Origin of the sequence: Bacillus arachidis, from assembly GCF_030285945.1 — a bacterium.
GTDB classification, from domain to species: Bacteria; Bacillota; Bacilli; order Bacillales; family Bacillaceae_G; genus Bacillus_A; species Bacillus_A arachidis.
In genome coordinates this window covers 4,832,649-4,848,831 of the sequence record NZ_CP127376.1, presented here as the reverse complement: position 1 = coordinate 4,848,831, position 16,183 = coordinate 4,832,649, and the positions used below count along the sequence as shown (strand labels likewise).

At 35.5% G+C, this 16,183-nt stretch carries 14 protein-coding genes and 1 riboswitch; of the genes, 11 read left to right on the top strand and 3 right to left on the bottom strand.

All coding sequences use genetic code 11. The features are described from left to right. The first annotated feature begins 272 nt into the window (after nucleotides 1–272). The 7 genes from QRY57_RS26610 (at nucleotide 273) to QRY57_RS26580 (ending at nucleotide 8,419) form a co-directional block, all read left to right on the top strand. Nucleotides 273–1,655, top strand: a complete 1,383-nt coding sequence (locus QRY57_RS26610) for an O-antigen ligase family protein (protein ID WP_286016540.1) — start codon at nucleotides 273–275, stop codon at nucleotides 1,653–1,655. 86 nt (nucleotides 1,656–1,741) lie between these two features. Then, complete coding sequence (locus QRY57_RS26605) at nucleotides 1,742–2,845, top strand: glycosyltransferase (RefSeq protein ID WP_026592112.1); 1,104 nt, start codon at nucleotides 1,742–1,744, stop codon at nucleotides 2,843–2,845. A gap of 14 nt (nucleotides 2,846–2,859) precedes the next feature. Beyond that, complete coding sequence (locus QRY57_RS26600) at nucleotides 2,860–3,600, top strand: WecB/TagA/CpsF family glycosyltransferase (protein WP_286016539.1); 741 nt, start codon at nucleotides 2,860–2,862, stop codon at nucleotides 3,598–3,600. Nucleotides 3,601–3,951: 351 nt separating this feature from the next. Continuing rightward, the gene (locus QRY57_RS26595) at nucleotides 3,952–5,151 is read left to right on the top strand and encodes an MFS transporter (protein ID WP_286016538.1); all 1,200 of its coding nucleotides are present in this window, start codon (nucleotides 3,952–3,954) and stop codon (nucleotides 5,149–5,151) included. A 157-nt stretch (nucleotides 5,152–5,308) separates the two neighbouring features. Then, on the top strand, nucleotides 5,309–6,025 hold the full coding sequence (locus tag QRY57_RS26590; RefSeq protein ID WP_098302947.1) for a LytR/AlgR family response regulator transcription factor: 717 nt from the start codon (nucleotides 5,309–5,311) through the stop codon (nucleotides 6,023–6,025). A gap of 122 nt (nucleotides 6,026–6,147) precedes the next feature. Continuing rightward, the gene (gene cstA / locus QRY57_RS26585; protein WP_286016537.1) at nucleotides 6,148–8,223 is read left to right on the top strand and encodes a carbon starvation protein CstA; all 2,076 of its coding nucleotides are present in this window, start codon (nucleotides 6,148–6,150) and stop codon (nucleotides 8,221–8,223) included. After that, nucleotides 8,216–8,419: a YbdD/YjiX family protein gene (locus QRY57_RS26580; RefSeq protein WP_026592107.1), complete on the top strand. Its 204-nt coding sequence runs from the start codon at nucleotides 8,216–8,218 to the stop codon at nucleotides 8,417–8,419. The genes cstA and QRY57_RS26580 overlap by 8 nt, the downstream gene beginning before the upstream one ends. A gap of 164 nt (nucleotides 8,420–8,583) precedes the next feature. On the opposite strand, the gene pdxK is transcribed toward QRY57_RS26580, so the two are convergent. Continuing rightward, nucleotides 8,584–9,408, bottom strand: a complete 825-nt coding sequence (pdxK, locus tag QRY57_RS26575) for a pyridoxine/pyridoxal/pyridoxamine kinase (RefSeq protein WP_090692739.1) — start codon at nucleotides 9,406–9,408, stop codon at nucleotides 8,584–8,586. Nucleotides 9,409–9,565: 157 nt separating this feature from the next. Here pdxK and QRY57_RS26570 point away from each other — a divergent pair, with 157 nt between their 5' ends. From QRY57_RS26570 to QRY57_RS26560, 3 genes are all read left to right on the top strand, one after another. Next, a complete protein-coding gene (locus QRY57_RS26570; protein WP_286016536.1) occupies nucleotides 9,566–11,125 on the top strand; it encodes a GAF domain-containing protein in 1,560 nt (519 codons plus the stop codon). A 25-nt stretch (nucleotides 11,126–11,150) separates the two neighbouring features. Next, nucleotides 11,151–11,798 (top strand): response regulator, encoded by a 648-nt coding sequence (locus tag QRY57_RS26565; protein WP_026592104.1) that lies wholly within the window; start codon nucleotides 11,151–11,153, stop codon nucleotides 11,796–11,798. Nucleotides 11,799–11,993: 195 nt separating this feature from the next. Next, complete coding sequence (locus QRY57_RS26560; RefSeq protein WP_026592103.1) at nucleotides 11,994–12,620, top strand: FMN-dependent NADH-azoreductase; 627 nt, start codon at nucleotides 11,994–11,996, stop codon at nucleotides 12,618–12,620. 113 nt (nucleotides 12,621–12,733) lie between these two features. Here QRY57_RS26560 and yeiL read toward each other — a convergent pair whose 3' ends face one another. Then, on the bottom strand, nucleotides 12,734–13,408 hold the full coding sequence (yeiL, locus tag QRY57_RS26555) for a transcriptional regulator YeiL (protein ID WP_286016535.1): 675 nt from the start codon (nucleotides 13,406–13,408) through the stop codon (nucleotides 12,734–12,736). A gap of 119 nt (nucleotides 13,409–13,527) precedes the next feature. On the opposite strand from yeiL, the gene QRY57_RS26550 reads away from it, so the two are divergent. Continuing rightward, the gene (locus QRY57_RS26550; RefSeq protein WP_286016534.1) at nucleotides 13,528–14,217 is read left to right on the top strand and encodes a YjjG family noncanonical pyrimidine nucleotidase; all 690 of its coding nucleotides are present in this window, start codon (nucleotides 13,528–13,530) and stop codon (nucleotides 14,215–14,217) included. 139 nt (nucleotides 14,218–14,356) lie between these two features. Here the strand turns inward: QRY57_RS26550 and QRY57_RS26545 are convergent, their stop codons facing one another. Continuing rightward, the gene (locus QRY57_RS26545) at nucleotides 14,357–15,562 is read right to left on the bottom strand and encodes a chloride channel protein (RefSeq protein WP_432804099.1); all 1,206 of its coding nucleotides are present in this window, start codon (nucleotides 15,560–15,562) and stop codon (nucleotides 14,357–14,359) included. Nucleotides 15,563–16,061: 499 nt separating this feature from the next. Next, nucleotides 16,062–16,167: riboswitch (SAM riboswitch) on the top strand. The last annotated feature ends 16 nt before the right edge of the window (nucleotides 16,168–16,183 follow it).

The following is a 16,183-nucleotide window of genomic DNA, read 5'->3' as shown; positions in this document are numbered from 1 at the left end:
AAGATGTTCCAGAGCAAAATATACACTAAAGTTTTAGAAATAACAATTACTTTTCGTTACATGTAGAAAAAAAGAAAAAATGGGGAAAGAAAGCGTTTGAAGATACGAAATATCTGACATATAAGAAGGGGATTTGTTATCTTTTCTCTATATAAATTGAAAGAGCTTAACTCAAAAATTATGTTATAATGAATATTTGAGATGAGTTAGAGTTTCATTGTAAATTGTATAAAGTGAGATAAGGTAATGATAGTTATTTATGGGGGTTTGAGATGGTAAAAAATAATAGTTTAAGTAATAAATTTGAAAACTTTTTATTGATTTTCATTATGTTACAGCCGATTTTAGACTTACTCACATCATTCTGTATTATGGTTTTAAAAATTGATACAACAATTGGAGTTATTACGCGTTTATTTGTAATGGCTCTTGGTGGAATCTATATTTTGCTGCAAGCAAAAGAAAAAGGAAATCGTAAATATATCATATATTTAATAGTAGTCGGGATTGTTTGTGCGGCAGGTTTTGTAAATAATAAATTCGTTAAAAGTCCTATCATGTTGGGAGAAGAAATTAAATTTATAGCAAAATCTTTATACCCAATCATTATGCTGACTTGTTACATCTTTGTATTTAAATCATTAAAAAATAAAGTAAATACATATTCAAAAATGCGTAATTATATCGTATATTCAACATTAATTATAAATGCCATCATGGTTATTTCGATTGCGACAGGAACGGATTATAATAGTTACACGTCTATAAAAACCGGTTCACGTGGTTGGTTCTATGCAGGAAATGAATTAGGTTCCATTTTAGCAGTGATATGTCCAATTGTTTTTCTATATTCAATTGAAAAAACAACAAGTATAGCAAAGAGTTATTTTTGGATTCCTTCTCTTTTAATGATTTTTTCATTATTTGCTATTGGTACAAAGGTAGGATTTGGAGCCATTGTTGGTACAATGATTGTTGCTGTGTTTATGTGTTATGTTCAAGCATTTTTACAGCGTAAAGATAGAAAAAAGAAAGCATATTTACTGAATGGTATCATTGCAACGGTTGTTTTTGCTGGAGTAGTGGCGTATACACCGTTTTCTCCATTCCTCAAAAATATAGGATTTCATTTCCAATTTCTTGAGAATAAACAAGAGATGAAAGAGGCAGAGGAAAAGAAAGAAGATAAACCACAACATAAACCTCCTGTGACACAAGAGGAAAAAGAAGTAAAGAAACAAGAGGAAACACAAGCGCTTATTTTCAGCGGACGTGAGCTGTTTGAGAAAGTGTATAAAGACTACTATGCAGAAGCTCCAACATCTCAAAAATTATTGGGCATGGGGTATTCTGGGAATTTCAAAGGGGAACCGAAGCTAATTGAAAGAGATTTCCATGATTGGTTCTATGCATTTGGAATTATCGGTTTTGCTTTGCTTTTAATTCCATTTTTATACTTTGGTATAAAGATTCTCCTCATACTAATAACTAGGTTTAGAGAGGTATTTACAGTAAAATACGGATTATTAGCAACCTCGCTAGCATTAGGTTTAAGTATTGCGTTTATAGCAGGTCATGTATTAACTGCTCCTGGAGTAAGTATTTATTTTGCTGTAATTTTTGCATATTTAATTGTGGATTTAGAAATTGAATGATAGAAAAATAAAAGCTAGCGCCACGTTAGCTTTTATTTTTTGCTATAGTAAACGATAAGAGAACATAAAGATGGAGGAGGAAAGAGATGAAAGTGTTGCATATGAATGCTGGAGCAGAAGAAGGTGGCGGGAAAACTCACATTATTTCACTTTTGTCACAATTTCCAAAAGATGAAGTTGAACTAGCTGTATTTGAAGAAGGTGCGATCGCTAGAGAAGCAAGAGAGCTCGGAATTAAGGTCCATGTTTTTTCCCAATCATCTCGTTATGACATATCGATTCTTTCCAAAATACGTACGTTTATTAATGAAGGATACTTTGATATTGTACATACACATGGTGCACGCGCAAACTTTTATCTATCTCTTCTAAAAAGGAAAATACGTGCAAAATGGGTTACAACGGTTCATAGTGATCCAACCCTTGATTTTATGAAGCGTGGATTAAAAGGTTGGGTTTTTACAAAATTAAATTTACATTCTTATAAGAAAGTGGATTTGTTTTTTGCGATTACAGAACGTTTTAAGAAAAATACTGTAGCACTCGGGGTGCCAGAAGATAAAATTTGTACTGTTTATAACGGGATTGAGTATGATGGTATCCCAGCGAAACCTTATAATTTGAAAGATAAATTTGGTATACAAGAAGAGTCATTTATAGCTATTCAAGTGGCTCGTCTTCACCCTGTAAAGGGACATAATATTTTATTTGATGCCTTGCAAAAAATAACGATCCCAAATATAAAAGTGTTGTTAGTTGGCGATGGTCCAATTGAAGCAGAGTTGAAAGAGGTAGTAAGGAAGAAAAATTTAGAAGATAAAGTACTATTTTTAGGACATCGTTCGGATGTAAAAGAATTATATGCATCCGCTCATATAAATTTATTAACTTCTTATAGTGAAAGTTTCCCACTTGTACTATTAGAAGCCGCAAATCAGCGTTTAACGTCTATTGCAACAAATGTTGGTGATATGGAACAGTTGATTGTTAATCCTACATATGGATGGATTGTACCGACTGGTGACACACATGCATTAGTAAGTGCACTAGAGGAAGGATATAAGAAATGGGAGAATGGTGAATTAGCATCGATGGGTGAACGCTTGTATGAGCATGCTTCTTCGCGTTTCTCATTACGAAATCTATATGAAGATACTCATAAAGCATATAAAAAACTTTTATTGAAATAGAGAGGATTATCATTATGGCAGTGCAAACAGTTGATATTTTAGGTGTCCCTTTTTCTACGATGACAATGGAAGAGACAATTCAATATATCATGAAGCAGTTAGAGGCGGAACGAACTCATACATTCCAAGTTGTAACAGCAAATCCGGAAATCGTAATGTGTGCGAAAAAAGACCCAAGTTTTTATCAAACACTTTTGAAAACAGATTTAATTACACCAGATGGTATCGGTGTTGTAAAAGCAAGTGGTATGCTAGGAACACCATTAAAAGAGCGAGTAGCAGGTTTTGATTTAATGAGTGATTTATTTGAAGCGTTGTCGAAAGAAAATAAACCTGTATCGGTTTTCTTACTTGGGGCAAAACCACATGTTGTGAAAGGTGCTGCTGATCATTTAACACAAACATATTCAGCTGTATCTATTGTGGGGACTCAAGATGGATACTTTAAACAAGAAGAGGAAGAAGATATTATTTCTCGTATTCAAGAAGCAAAGCCTGATATTTTACTTGTAGCACTCGGATTCCCAAGACAAGAAAATTTTATTCAAAATAATAAGCATCGTTTGCAAGCAAAGGTAGCTGTTGGTGTAGGTGGCAGTTTAGACGTTTGGGCAGGGGAAGTAAAACGTGCGCCAAAATGGATTCAGGCCATTCATCTCGAATGGTTTTACCGGCTATGTAGCAATCCGACGCGTTGGCGTCGTCAGCTTGTATTAGCTGAATTTCTAAAAGAAGTAATGCGTTCGAAAAAGTAGCGAAATATCGCTGCTTTTTTGTTTGTAAAAATTTATCCCGCTATTTGCGGGTAGTAATACTCTCACCTCAAAATTGAGCGAAAGCATTGTCCAGTTCCAGTGGCTAGAATGTTCGGTGGCTTCGCTTCTTCCTGCGAGGTAAAAAAACACCTCTACGTCAGAAGCTCCATCACCCTCACATTCTGGACGAGCAACTTCCACTTTATACAGTATTTCTCACTAATAAAGCCATCGTCTTATGGGAATTTTAAAATAAAACTTTACAGTAAGTGTAGAAATAAAAGTATTTTACTTATACAATACACATGTGTAAAATGATGTGTAAAGACACCTGTGTAAGGAGGATTTTTAGTGGGGGATATAAAAGAAATTTCAAAGCGCAAGCTTCTTGGAATAGCGGGTCTTGGTTGGCTATTTGATGCAATGGATGTCGGCATGCTTTCATTTGTCATCGTTGCATTGCAAAAAGAATGGGGATTAAGTAGCCAAGAAATGGGATGGATTGGAAGTGTAAATTCTATCGGAATGGCAGTTGGAGCGCTTGTATTTGGAATATTAGCAGATAAGATGGGGCGTAAGTCCGTTTTTATTATGACATTATTATTATTTTCTATCTGTAGTGGCTTAACAGCATTAACAACAACATTAGCCATGTTTCTTATATTGCGTTTTTTAATCGGCATGGGACTTGGCGGAGAGTTACCGGTTGCTTCGACACTTGTATCTGAAAGCGTCGAGGCGCATGAGCGTGGGAAAATTGTTGTGTTATTAGAAAGTTTTTGGGCTGGTGGCTGGTTAATTGCAGCTCTTATTTCTTATTTTGTAATTCCTAAGTATGGCTGGCAAGTAGCGATGGTATTAAGTGCAGTTCCAGCTTTTTATGCACTATATTTACGATGGAATTTACCAGATTCACCAAGGTTTGAGAGAGTCGAGAAACAACAATCTGTTATTACAAATATAAAAGCAGTTTGGTCTGGAGAATATCGAAAAGCAACAATTATGCTATGGATCTTATGGTTCTGTGTTGTCTTTTCTTATTATGGCATGTTTCTTTGGTTACCAAGTGTAATGGTATTAAAAGGATTTAGTTTAATAAAAAGTTTCCAGTACGTATTAATTATGACATTAGCGCAGCTACCAGGATATTTTACTGCTGCATGGTTTATTGAACGACTTGGCCGTAAGTTTGTATTAGTTACGTATTTAATTGGTACAGCATGTAGTGCTTACGTCTTTGGAGTAGCTGAATCGCTTACGATATTGCTGGTGGCAGGAATGCTATTGTCCTTCTTTAATTTAGGAGCATGGGGAGCGTTATATGCATATACACCTGAGCAGTATCCGACAGTAATTCGCGGTACTGGGGCAGGTATGGCTGCCGCATTTGGTCGTATTGGCGGTATTCTCGGTCCGTTATTAGTAGGTTACCTTGTTGCCTCGCAAGCTTCTCTTTCTTTAATCTTTACAATCTTTTGCAGCTCCATTTTAATAGGGGTGCTTGCAGTGGTTGTGCTTGGACAGGAAACAAAGCAACAAGAATTAGTATAATAAAGGAAGGAAGTCCAAATGACTTCCTTCTTTTATTATTATTGAGAAAAAGAGTAGCATATTAAATAGAAAATATAGCTAGAAAAAGGGATTATTTCTTACTAAAGCGAATGTATACAACAAGACTTATGGACAAAACAATTAGGTGGTTGGGCAGATGAGGATTTTACTTATTATGGAAGATTCGGAGTGTAGAAATCAATTAATTGAGACATTTACAGAAAATATGAGAAATGTAGAATGCTTTGAAGCAGGAACAGGAATGGAATCTTTACAGATAGCAAAAAAACATACTCCTGATTTCGTTTTTTTAGATACAAAGTTAAAAGATGGCACAGGATTTGAATTCTCTAGCTTATTACAACAGCTAAGTTGTAGTGCAAAATTTATTTTTGTAGGTAGGGATATAGAAGAGGCGATAACAGCTTTTCGATTCCAAGCATTTTATTACTTAATAAGACCTTTTCGTGAGGAAGATTTACAGTTTCTTTTGCATAGAATAGAGCAAGAAAAGGGAAAGAAAATAAAAAGCCATTTGCGCAAACTTCCGATTGAAAGTCATGAGGGAATTACATATATTTTTCCAGAGGATATTATATATGTAAGTAAGAATAAGGAGAATAAAACAGTTTCGATTTATACAACAAATAATCAGTATATTTCAACGTATACACTTCAAGAACTAGAAAATAAATTAACAGCATATGATTTTTTGCGTGTTCATAAAAGTTATTTAATAAATGTTATGTATGTTCAAGAACTAAAGCCTTATTATAATGGAACCTATAATCTTTATTTGGAAAGGTATGATGAGCAGGCAATTCCCGTTAGTCGAAACTATGTAAAACGATTGCGAAATAAAATTGAACTATGACAAGTTGTAAGTGAATTTCAACATGTTAACATAAGAATCCTTCATAATAAGGAGGATTTAAATTAAATATTCAGAAAATTTAGTACAATTTCCACTAAGAAGTAGTATAGGGGGGATTGTATGTGAAGGCGCTTAAGTCAATTTTACTTTGGGGTGTAATCGCAGCTTTAGGAGCAACCGGATTTGGTATAATTGCCTTATCACAAGGTGAAACGATTAATGCTGTATGGCTATTAGTGGCAGCTGTTTCTGTATATGCTGTTGCTTATCGTTTCTATAGTAGATTTATTGCTAGGAAAGTATTTGAATTAGATAATAATCGGCGAACACCTGCTGAGACGCTAAATGATGGAAAGGATTATGTTCCAACAAATAAATGGGTATTATTTGGACATCACTTTGCGGCAATTGCTGGAGCGGGTCCACTAGTAGGACCTATTTTAGCAGCTCAGATGGGATATCTGCCAGGAACAATTTGGATTATTGTTGGGGTTGTAATTGCTGGGGCAGTACAAGATTTTGTTATTTTATTTGCTTCAATGAGACGTAATGGAAAATCATTAGGTGAAATGATTAAAGATGAGATCGGTCCTGTAACAGGATTGATTGCGATGATTGGTATTTTAGGTATCATGATCATTTTATTAGCAGTCTTAGCTCTAGTAGTTGTGAAAGCGCTTGTTGGTAGTCCTTGGGGAATGTTTACGATCGCAGCGACAATTCCAATCGCTATTTTAATGGGTGTTTATATGCGTTACATTCGCCCAGGACGCATTGGAGAAGGATCGGTTATCGGTATTATTTTACTCCTTTTAGCTCTTGTGGGAGGACAGTATGTAGCTGAGAATCCTACCCTTGCAAGCATGTTTACTTTTAGTGGTGAAACAATTGCAATTATGCTTATTGTATACGGTTTTATTGCGTCGGCATTACCAGTGTGGATGCTTCTTGCTCCACGTGATTATTTAAGTACATTTTTAAAGATCGGTACGATTGTTGGGCTAGCAATTGGTATTTTAATCGTAGCGCCAAACCTACAAATGCCGGCTGTGTCTAAGTTTATTGATGGAACAGGTCCTGTGTTTTCTGGGAACCTATTTCCGTTTTTATTTATTACAATTGCTTGCGGGGCAGTATCAGGATTCCATGCTTTAGTTTCCTCTGGTACTACTCCGAAAATGATTGAAAGAGAAGGTCATGCTCAGCCAATTGGCTACGGAGCGATGTTAATGGAATCGTTCGTTGCAGCGATGGCAATGATTGCAGCTTGTGTATTAACACCAGGAACATACTTTGCAATTAACAGTCCAGCAGCTCTTATCGGGACAGATGTATCGCAAGCAGCTCAAGTTATTTCTTCTTGGGGATTTGCGATTACACCAAACGAGTTAAAGGACCTGGCTGTAAATGTTGGTGAACAAACAATTTTATCTCGCACAGGAGGAGCACCAACATTAGCAATTGGAATGGCCTACATCTTCTCACAAGTAATCGGTGGAACTGCGATGATGGCGTTTTGGTATCATTTTGCTATTTTATTTGAAGCACTATTTATTCTAACTACAATTGATGCTGGTACACGTGTAGGACGATTTATGATTCAAGATATTTTAGGACACATATATAAACCATTTGCGAAAACGGATTCTACACTAGCTAATGTTATTGCAACAACGCTATGCGTGTTAGGGTGGGGGTATTTCTTATACCAAGGTGTAGTTGATCCACTCGGTGGGATTAATACACTATGGCCACTCTTTGGAATTGCGAATCAAATGTTAGCGGGTATTGCGTTATTACTCGGAACAACGATATTGTTCAAAATGGGGAAAAAGGCGTATGTTTGGGTTACACTTATTCCAACTGTCGGCCTGCTGATTGTGACGATGACAGCCGGCTACCAAAAATTATTCCATGATAACCCGAAAATTGGATTTTTATCCCATGCAAAAGTATTTCAAAATGCCCTAGATGAAGGGAAAATACTAGCAGCGGCCAAAAATGTGGGACAAATGAAGCAAATTATTTTCAATGATTATATCGATGCTGCACTTTGTGGAATTTTCATGTTAGTTGTAATAGCGGTCCTTATTTCAGCTATTCGTATATGGATTAAGGTGCTGCAAAATAAAGCAACACCATTAAAAGAAGCACCCTATATTCCAAGAGATGAAAGTGAGTCGAGAAATTATGCTTAAAAAATTGGGGAAGGTGTGGAGAACAAGAAAGCAATTTATTAGTTTGCTTGTTGGAGTACCAAGTTATGAAACGTACGTTACTCATATGAAACAGCACCATCCAGAAGAAACGATTCTATGTCGAAAACAGTTTTTTGCAGAGGCGCAAGAAGCTAGATTCAATGCGAAAGGTGGAAAAATATCAAGGTGTTGCTGAAAAAAAAGAGCGATTCGTCGCTCTTTTTTTACTTTGTTGTTGTTTCACGTGGAACAACAAGATTTTAAGTTTGTAGTTTTTAATAGTATGGAAATGTTAGAAATAAGCTAAGTTTAGCATCATAAAAAAACGGGCTATCTATAGATAGCCTGTTTTTTTATTTCTTATACAAGTTCTTTTCCAGTTGTAAATTTACGATATGCACCATGATGTGTTGGCCCGATGTATTCGTTTAATTTGAAAGAGTGACGAATCGCTGCTGTGATGAATTCTTTTGCGATTATTACAGCATCTTTTACAGATTTACCTTTTGCAAGTTCTGCCGTAATTGCTGCAGAGTATGTACAACCTGCACCGTGTGTATTTGTTGTATTAACTTTCTCTGATTCTAAAAGATCGAATGTTTCCCCATCATATAATACATCGATTGCAGTTTCCGTACCTAGTTTGCTACCACCTTTAATTAGTACATATTTTGCACCTAAAGCATGGATTTTTTTTGCGGCTTCTTTCATGTCCTCAAGGGAATTAATTTTCACACCACTTAGTTGATATGCTTCAAATAAATTTGGTGTCACAACTAATGCTTTTGGAACAAGTACATCGCGTAAGCAGTCATTTGTTTCAGGATGCAATGCTTCATCTGCCCCTTTGCAAACCATCACTGGATCTACTACTACATTTTGTAGATTATGCTTTTCAATTGTTTCAGCAACCATTTCAATGATTTCAACAGACCCAAGCATACCAGTTTTTAAAGCATCAACACCAACGCCTTCAATTGTTGTTTCTAATTGTGGTTTTAGTGTAGAAGCAGGGATAGGGAACACGTTATGTGCCCAACCGTTATGTGGGTCCATCGTTACAATTGTTGTAAGAGATGTCATTCCGTATACACCAAGTTCTTGGAACGTTTTTAAATCTGCTTGTATGCCAGCGCCACCGCTTGTGTCAGAACCAGCGATTGTAAGTGCTTTGTTTAATGTCATTGAGAAAGCCCCCTTAGGTGATATAATGAAAACTACATTTTTATCCATTATATCAATGTTATGAATAAGTACAAAGTGAAAAAGTGGTTAGCTTGGTTGAAAAGATAATGAATTTGTTACAATAAGAAATGAAAATATCGTATGTAGGAGACAATTTATGTTTCAAGGGAATCGTATAAGCGAATTAGCTATATTAAAAGAAATTGCAGAAACGTTAAATACATCTAATGATACATATCACATGTTGCAAGCGGTATTAGAAAAATTATTGCATGTAACAGGATTAACAACAGGATGGATTTTTCTGGCCGATGAAAATGGTAGATATACGAAATTAATTGATTACCATTTACCAGCAGCGCTCGCGTTTCAAAATAAACGACCGATGTGTGAAGGAGAATGCTGGTGTCTGCGTCGCTTTGTAGAAGGGAAATTAGAGCGAGCAGTTAATATTATTGAATGTAAGAGAATTAATAATGCAATTGAACATAATTGGGGCGATACAGAAGGAATTCTTCATCATGCAACAGTTCCCCTAAAAGCTGGCGGTGAAGAATTCGGTGTGCTAAATGTAGCAAGCCCAGGAAAAACACATTTTTCTGAAGAAGAACTTATGCTGCTGCAATCGGTTGCTTTGCAAATTGGAACAGCTTTAAAACGGACAAAATTATATGAAAGTGAAAAAAGACGTGCTCATTATTATGTGAAATTAGAACGTTTCATTCAAGAGCTAAGAAAAATCCATAAGTTAAATACATTACCAGAAGAAGTTGTAAAACAAGTGGAGGATGTATTTCAGTGGGAGAAAGTTGCGTTTTTTATAAAGGAAGAAAAGAACTTATCTATGCGGGCTTGTTATAAGAAATATGTAACGGAAAGAGATAGGGAGTTAGAGAGTACTGCAAAAGAAGCGATAGAAAAAAATCAGCCTGTTTTGTTGAAAAGACGGTCTAATGGCTCTATCATTGTTGCTCTAATACAAATTCGAAATCAAGTGTTTGGTGTTTTATGCGTGAGTTCGAAGCATGGAGGATTTGATGAGAATACCGTAGATATCGTGCAAGCGTTAACGAATCATATTTCATTAATGATTGAAAATTTACGGTTAAATGAACAGCGACGTGAACTTGCTCGGATGGAAGAACGAAACCGTTTGGCACGGGATCTGCATGATTCAGTTTCACAAAAGTTATTTTCATTAACGTTTATGACGAAGGGGACAGAAGCTGTTTTAAAGGGACAAAATGAAACGGTAGATCAATCCCTTCATGAGATAAGGGAATTAGCACAAGGTGCTTTAAAAGAAATGCGAGCACTTATTTGGCAACTTCGTCCAGCAGGATTAGAAAAAGGGTTGCTACCCGCTTTAAAGCAATATGGAGAGAACTTAGAGCTGAACATTCGTGAGCAAGTTAAAGGTGTGCGTGAGTTACCACGTGTAGTGGAAGAAACATTATGGCGAATTGGACAAGAGGCTTTAAATAATGTGAGTAAACATGCGGGGGTAACAGAGGCGACAATTTATTTGAAAGTAACAGAGAAAGAAGTGTCCTTAGAGGTAGTTGATTATGGCCTCGGTTTTATAGAAAAAGATATAAAAGAGAAGAAATCGCTCGGTATGACAACAATGCGTGAACGCGCAGAGTTAATTGGCGGATGGATTACGATTGTAAGTGAGAAAAAGCGAACAAGTATAAAAGTTATCGTACCATTATAATGCGATGTGAAAATGAGGGAAACTTGTGAAGATAAGAGTATTATTAGTTGACGATCATACAGTTGTTTTAAAAGGATTAGCCTTTTTTTTAAGCACACAAGAAGATCTTGAATTGGTTGGAGAGGCGAATAATGGGAAAGAAGCTTTGGTGAAGGTTCAAGAAGTGCGGCCAGATATAGTTTTGATGGACCTGTATATGCCAGAGATGGATGGGATTGAAGCGACAGCATGCATCAAAAAGGAATATCCAAATGTGAAAGTGCTCGTATTAACTAGTTTTTCTGATCAAGCGCATGTTTTGCCGGCTTTAAAAGCTGGGGCAAGCGGATATATTCTAAAAGATGTTGAGCCTGATCAACTTGTCGAAGCGATTCGTAGCGCATATAAAGGAAATATTCAGCTTCACCCTGATATAGCAAGCGCGCTTCTGTCTCAAACTTTGCCGCAAGAAGAGAAACAGGAGTCATCAAATATTCATGTAGATGTACTAACAGCAAGGGAGAATGAAGTGTTGCAGCTCTTGGCAAAAGGGATGAGTAATAAGGAAATTGCATCCGTGTTAGTGATTACAGAAAAAACAGTAAAAGCTCATGTAAGTAGTATTTTAGGCAAATTAAATTTATCTGATCGTACACAAGCAGCTTTATATGCAGTGAAAAGTGGGATCGTATAAGACAAAAGTCGTAGGACTTAGTTCGCCTTTAGGAGGCGGACTTTTTTTATGAAAAGATACGTCTATGTGAGGAAGAAATTGTTAGGATGAGAGGATAAAATGTATTTGTAAACAACAATAATTACAAGGGATTATCCCTTTTTAGCGAGTAGATAATAAACAACGTAAGAGTAAGCAATAGGAGGAAAAAAAGGCATGACAACAGTTTTGTTTGTAAAAGCTAACAACCGTCCAGCAGACCAAGCAGTTAGCGTAAAATTATATGAAGCGTTTTTAGCAAGTTATAAAGAAGCACATCCAAATGATACAGTGGTAGAACTTGATTTATACAATGAAGAATTACCATATGTAGGAGTAGATATGATTAACGGTACATTTAAAACAAGTAGAGGATTTGATTTAACAGCAGAAGAAGCAAAAGCAGTGGCTGTTGCTGATAAATATTTAGATCAATTCCTTGCAGCTGATAAAGTAGTATTTGGTTTCCCGTTATGGAACTTAACAATTCCAGCTGTACTGCACACATATATCGATTACTTAAACCGTGCTGGTAAAACATTTAAATATACACCAGAAGGACCAGTAGGCCTTATTGGAGATAAGAAAATTGCGCTATTAAACGCACGCGGTGGTGTATATTCTGAAGGACCAGCAGCAGAAGTAGAAATGGCTGTTAAATATGTAGCAAGCATGATGGGATTCTTCGGTGCAAAAGATATGGAGACAGTTATTGTTGAAGGTCATAACCAATTCCCAGATAAAGCGGAAGAGATTATTGCAGAAGGCCTTGAGAAAGCTGTTAAAGTAGCAAGCACATTCTAATTAATACAATAATCGTCGCTCAATATGCAGTATCAGTACCTTTATGGTGTTGGTGCTGCTTTTTTGTTTTTTAATAAATAGTCTAGCAGAAGAACTTACGGGGCTTTGTTCTGTTATTGCCGAATGAGTTCATCTGCTAACTTTTGTAATTGCTCTTTGTCCTGTATGAAATACATTCTCCCTTCTTTTTTTAACCAATTTTGCTGACAAAACTGCTTTAATACAAATAAAAGATGGCGATAACTAACGTTTAAGTATTCAGAGGCTTCTGTATGCTTTTCAAGGTAACAATTATTTTGCTCGGTTAACAGAATGAACGCCGCTAATCGGTTTTCTAAAGCGTAGTTATGACTTTTTGCATATTGTTCAGTTCGAGTAATTGTTTTTTCTCCAATGAATTTGCACAACTGCTGTAAAAAATGGGCGTCTTGTAATAAGAGATGGCGACAATTTTTCAAGGGAAGAGCTAAACAGATACATGGTTCCATGGCTTCGATCCCTTTTGTTAACGTCTCTACTCCAATTAATCCTAATTCTCCCATGATTGATGGCGCTTTTACAAAATTAATTAAGGAAATCCTTCCATTCTGATGGCTCATATATATTTTTACTTTTCCGGAAATTAAGTAATAGAGATAGGGAAACTCCTCTCCTTCATTACAAATGGTTTCTTTCTTTTGAAACGAATGAATTTCTATATACGGCAAAATGTCAAACGAAAAGAATGTTTGAAAATTGAATTGCTTTACATAATTATGAATCTCATCTGAATCTTTTTTGATTTTCATTTTTTCACCTCTCATTTAGTATGAGATATCTCCTATTCTTTTTACAAGCGGAAGTGATACGATTTATTTAATGACAAAAGAAACAGCGTGTTTTTATAGAAGAAAGGAAGAGAAGCAACATGAAGAAATATCAAACATTACTATTTGATGTCGACGATACATTATTAGATTTTAAAGCAGCTGAAAGAAAAGCATTACATTTGCTTTTTGAGGAACAAAAAATCCCTTTAACTAATGAAATTGAGGCACATTATAAAAAAATAAACCAAGATCTGTGGGAATCCTTTGAAGAAGGGAAAATAGCCAGAGATGAGGTAGTGAATACGCGATTTTCAATTTTATTCAGGGAATATGGCCAAGAAGTCGATGGATCATTGTTTGAAAAGAATTATCGTAGTTATTTAGAAGAAGGGAATCAGCTCATTCATGGGGCTTTTGAATTAATACAAGGTTTCCAAAGCGAATACGATTTATATATTGTTACAAACGGTGTTTCCAAAACGCAAGACAAGCGCCTACGCAATTCAGGATTACATTCATTCTTTAAGGGTATTTTTGTTTCAGAAGATACTGGTTACCAAAAACCAATGAAGGAATACTTCGATTATGTTTTTGCACGAATTTCTAATTTTTCTGTAGAGAAAGGATTAATTATCGGGGATTCTTTAAGTGCAGATATTAAGGGTGGGCAGCTAGCTGGATTAGACACATGTTGGTTTAATCCTGAAAAGAAGTTAAACGATAGCGGGATAGTTCCAACTTATGAAATTCAAACTTTTGATGAGCTGTATGGGATTTTAAAATGTTAGTTTTTTTGAGGTCTTAAATATTATTTTGTAATAGTCCATTTGTAGTGGCAATTTTATTTGTAAAAGTAAACATTCTTTACTCAAAAGGCAGTACCAACACTTTTATTGTGATGGTACTGCCTTTTATTTGTTCATTTTACTATTCGATATTTGCACCAGCTTCCTGTTTCTTCTCACTATGGTTAGGAAGTGGAAAAACATTACCAATCATTGCAGCTCCAATCATTGGTAACAATAAATTAATTGGGAAGAACATAAGTAATAATAATGTAATAGCGATTGGCTTTCGTATTGCATAGCTTGAAATGGCTGTCGTTATAATAGCTACAGAAGCAACTGGATCTAACGGTATGACAGTAGCTACAGCATATCCAATACTTGCACCAGCAAATATAATCGGAAAAATATGTCCACCACGCCAACCTGTATTTAAACAAACTGCCGTTATACATAATTTTAAAATTCCTGAAAGAAACAGGATCCAAAATGATAACTCTGCCCATTCAGTTACTAATTCTTTTAATTGGTGTTCTCCTGAAAACAGTGTATACGGAAGTAAAGTGCCTGCAATTCCTAGAAGAATACCGCCTATAATCGCTAATGTTAGTTTATACTTTTGAAAAGGATGTACTATTTTTTCTAATATATGTTCTATTTTGAAATAAAAATAGCCTGCACCGGCACCTATACAAATAAGGGGAAGAAAGGCCACCCATTCGCGGAGTGTAAAAGATCCTTCTCCAAAATTAACAATAAAAGATCCTCGATTATCAAACTGACTAAGCAATAAATATACAGAAAAACCAGCAAAAGTAGTAGCGAGATATACAATAGTCTTTTTCTCTTTAAAAGTTTCAGCAAGTTGTGTATCCTCATGCTCGCTTGGAGCTAAATAACCGAATAGCGGTGCATTAAAAATAACACTTAAGGCAGCGCCAATCCCAATTTCCGTTAGTTCGTGCATTCCTTTTAAAGTAAATTTAAAGCGATCACCAACCCATGTACAAAGTCCACCTATAATCCCAACAAGTGCTGCTTCTGGTCCTAAGCTTGCGCCAAATACTAAAACAATAATGGCTGTTAACGTAGCTTTATGTACAAATTGGTACTCAATTCTACCTGTCTTCTTATATTCACCCATTACTTCTGGCATTAAACGTGGGTATGTGCCGAAGTACTTCTGTGACAGTCCAACAAGAACACCGCCGATTATTGTTACACAAAGTGTGTAATAAGGTGGTAATCCCAATTCCTTAGGTAAATATCCCCAAATAAACTGAATTCCAGCATTTGTGACAACTAAAAATAACCAGACTGTAGCACCAACGATAGCACCTAGAAACATACCGTACACGATGAGTAAATAGTGCAGATTTCTCCTAATAGTCAATTGTTATGCCTCCTCTATTTATACGTTATTATGAAAAGTTAGAGATTCTGATACGAAGATAATTAAGTAATGAATTGAATATGCATATTATCTTTTTAAGAGAATTACTTATTCAAAATATATTACAAAAATCAGCAGTATTATTTTATGGGGTTCTGAAACATTCGTAAATGTAATCATATTTTTGTAAATATCTTGATGACCTGTATATAAAGTGTAACATGGTTAAAAATATTATGTTGCTTGTTACGATTAAATATAGCTCTATAATTTTACATAGTGAGTAGAGTTTTTAAAAGGTATTATTTTTCTTTAAATAGAAGTATTTTCTTCAATTTCTTAAATTTAAATTTTGAGAATGAACAATTAAAGTAGCAATACAATCTTTTAGAAATATTCAGAAAAATAATTGACATCAGGAAATTATTGCTATAAAATCAACGGTAATTACATAGTCTTATCAAGAAAAGGTGGAGGGACAGGCCCTATGAAACCTTGGCAACAGCCGCATAGCGGAATTGTGCCAAATCCTGCAGGTAATAAGCCCTGAGAGATAAGAAAGAGACTTTAGAGCGT

Bases quoted from the DNA above. Each gene is read 5' to 3' on its own strand.
- QRY57_RS26610 (WP_286016540.1), top strand. From the start codon at position 273: ATGGTAAAAAATAATAGTTTAAGTAATAAATTTGAAAACTTTTTATTG.
- QRY57_RS26605 (WP_026592112.1), top strand. From the start codon at position 1,742: ATGAAAGTGTTGCATATGAATGCTGGAGCAGAAGAAGGTGGCGGGAAA.
- QRY57_RS26600 (WP_286016539.1), top strand. From the start codon at position 2,860: ATGGCAGTGCAAACAGTTGATATTTTAGGTGTCCCTTTTTCTACGATG.
- QRY57_RS26590 (WP_098302947.1), top strand. From the start codon at position 5,309: ATGAGGATTTTACTTATTATGGAAGATTCGGAGTGTAGAAATCAATTA.
- QRY57_RS26580 (WP_026592107.1), top strand. From the start codon at position 8,216: ATGCTTAAAAAATTGGGGAAGGTGTGGAGAACAAGAAAGCAATTTATT.
- pdxK (WP_090692739.1), bottom strand. From the start codon at position 9,408: ATGACATTAAACAAAGCACTTACAATCGCTGGTTCTGACACAAGCGGT.
- QRY57_RS26570 (WP_286016536.1), top strand. From the start codon at position 9,566: ATGTTTCAAGGGAATCGTATAAGCGAATTAGCTATATTAAAAGAAATT.
- QRY57_RS26560 (WP_026592103.1), top strand. From the start codon at position 11,994: ATGACAACAGTTTTGTTTGTAAAAGCTAACAACCGTCCAGCAGACCAA.
- yeiL (WP_286016535.1), bottom strand. From the start codon at position 13,408: ATGAAAATCAAAAAAGATTCAGATGAGATTCATAATTATGTAAAGCAA.
- QRY57_RS26550 (WP_286016534.1), top strand. From the start codon at position 13,528: ATGAAGAAATATCAAACATTACTATTTGATGTCGACGATACATTATTA.
- QRY57_RS26545 (WP_432804099.1), bottom strand. From the start codon at position 15,562: ATGTTTCTAGGTGCTATCGTTGGTGCTACAGTCTGGTTATTTTTAGTT.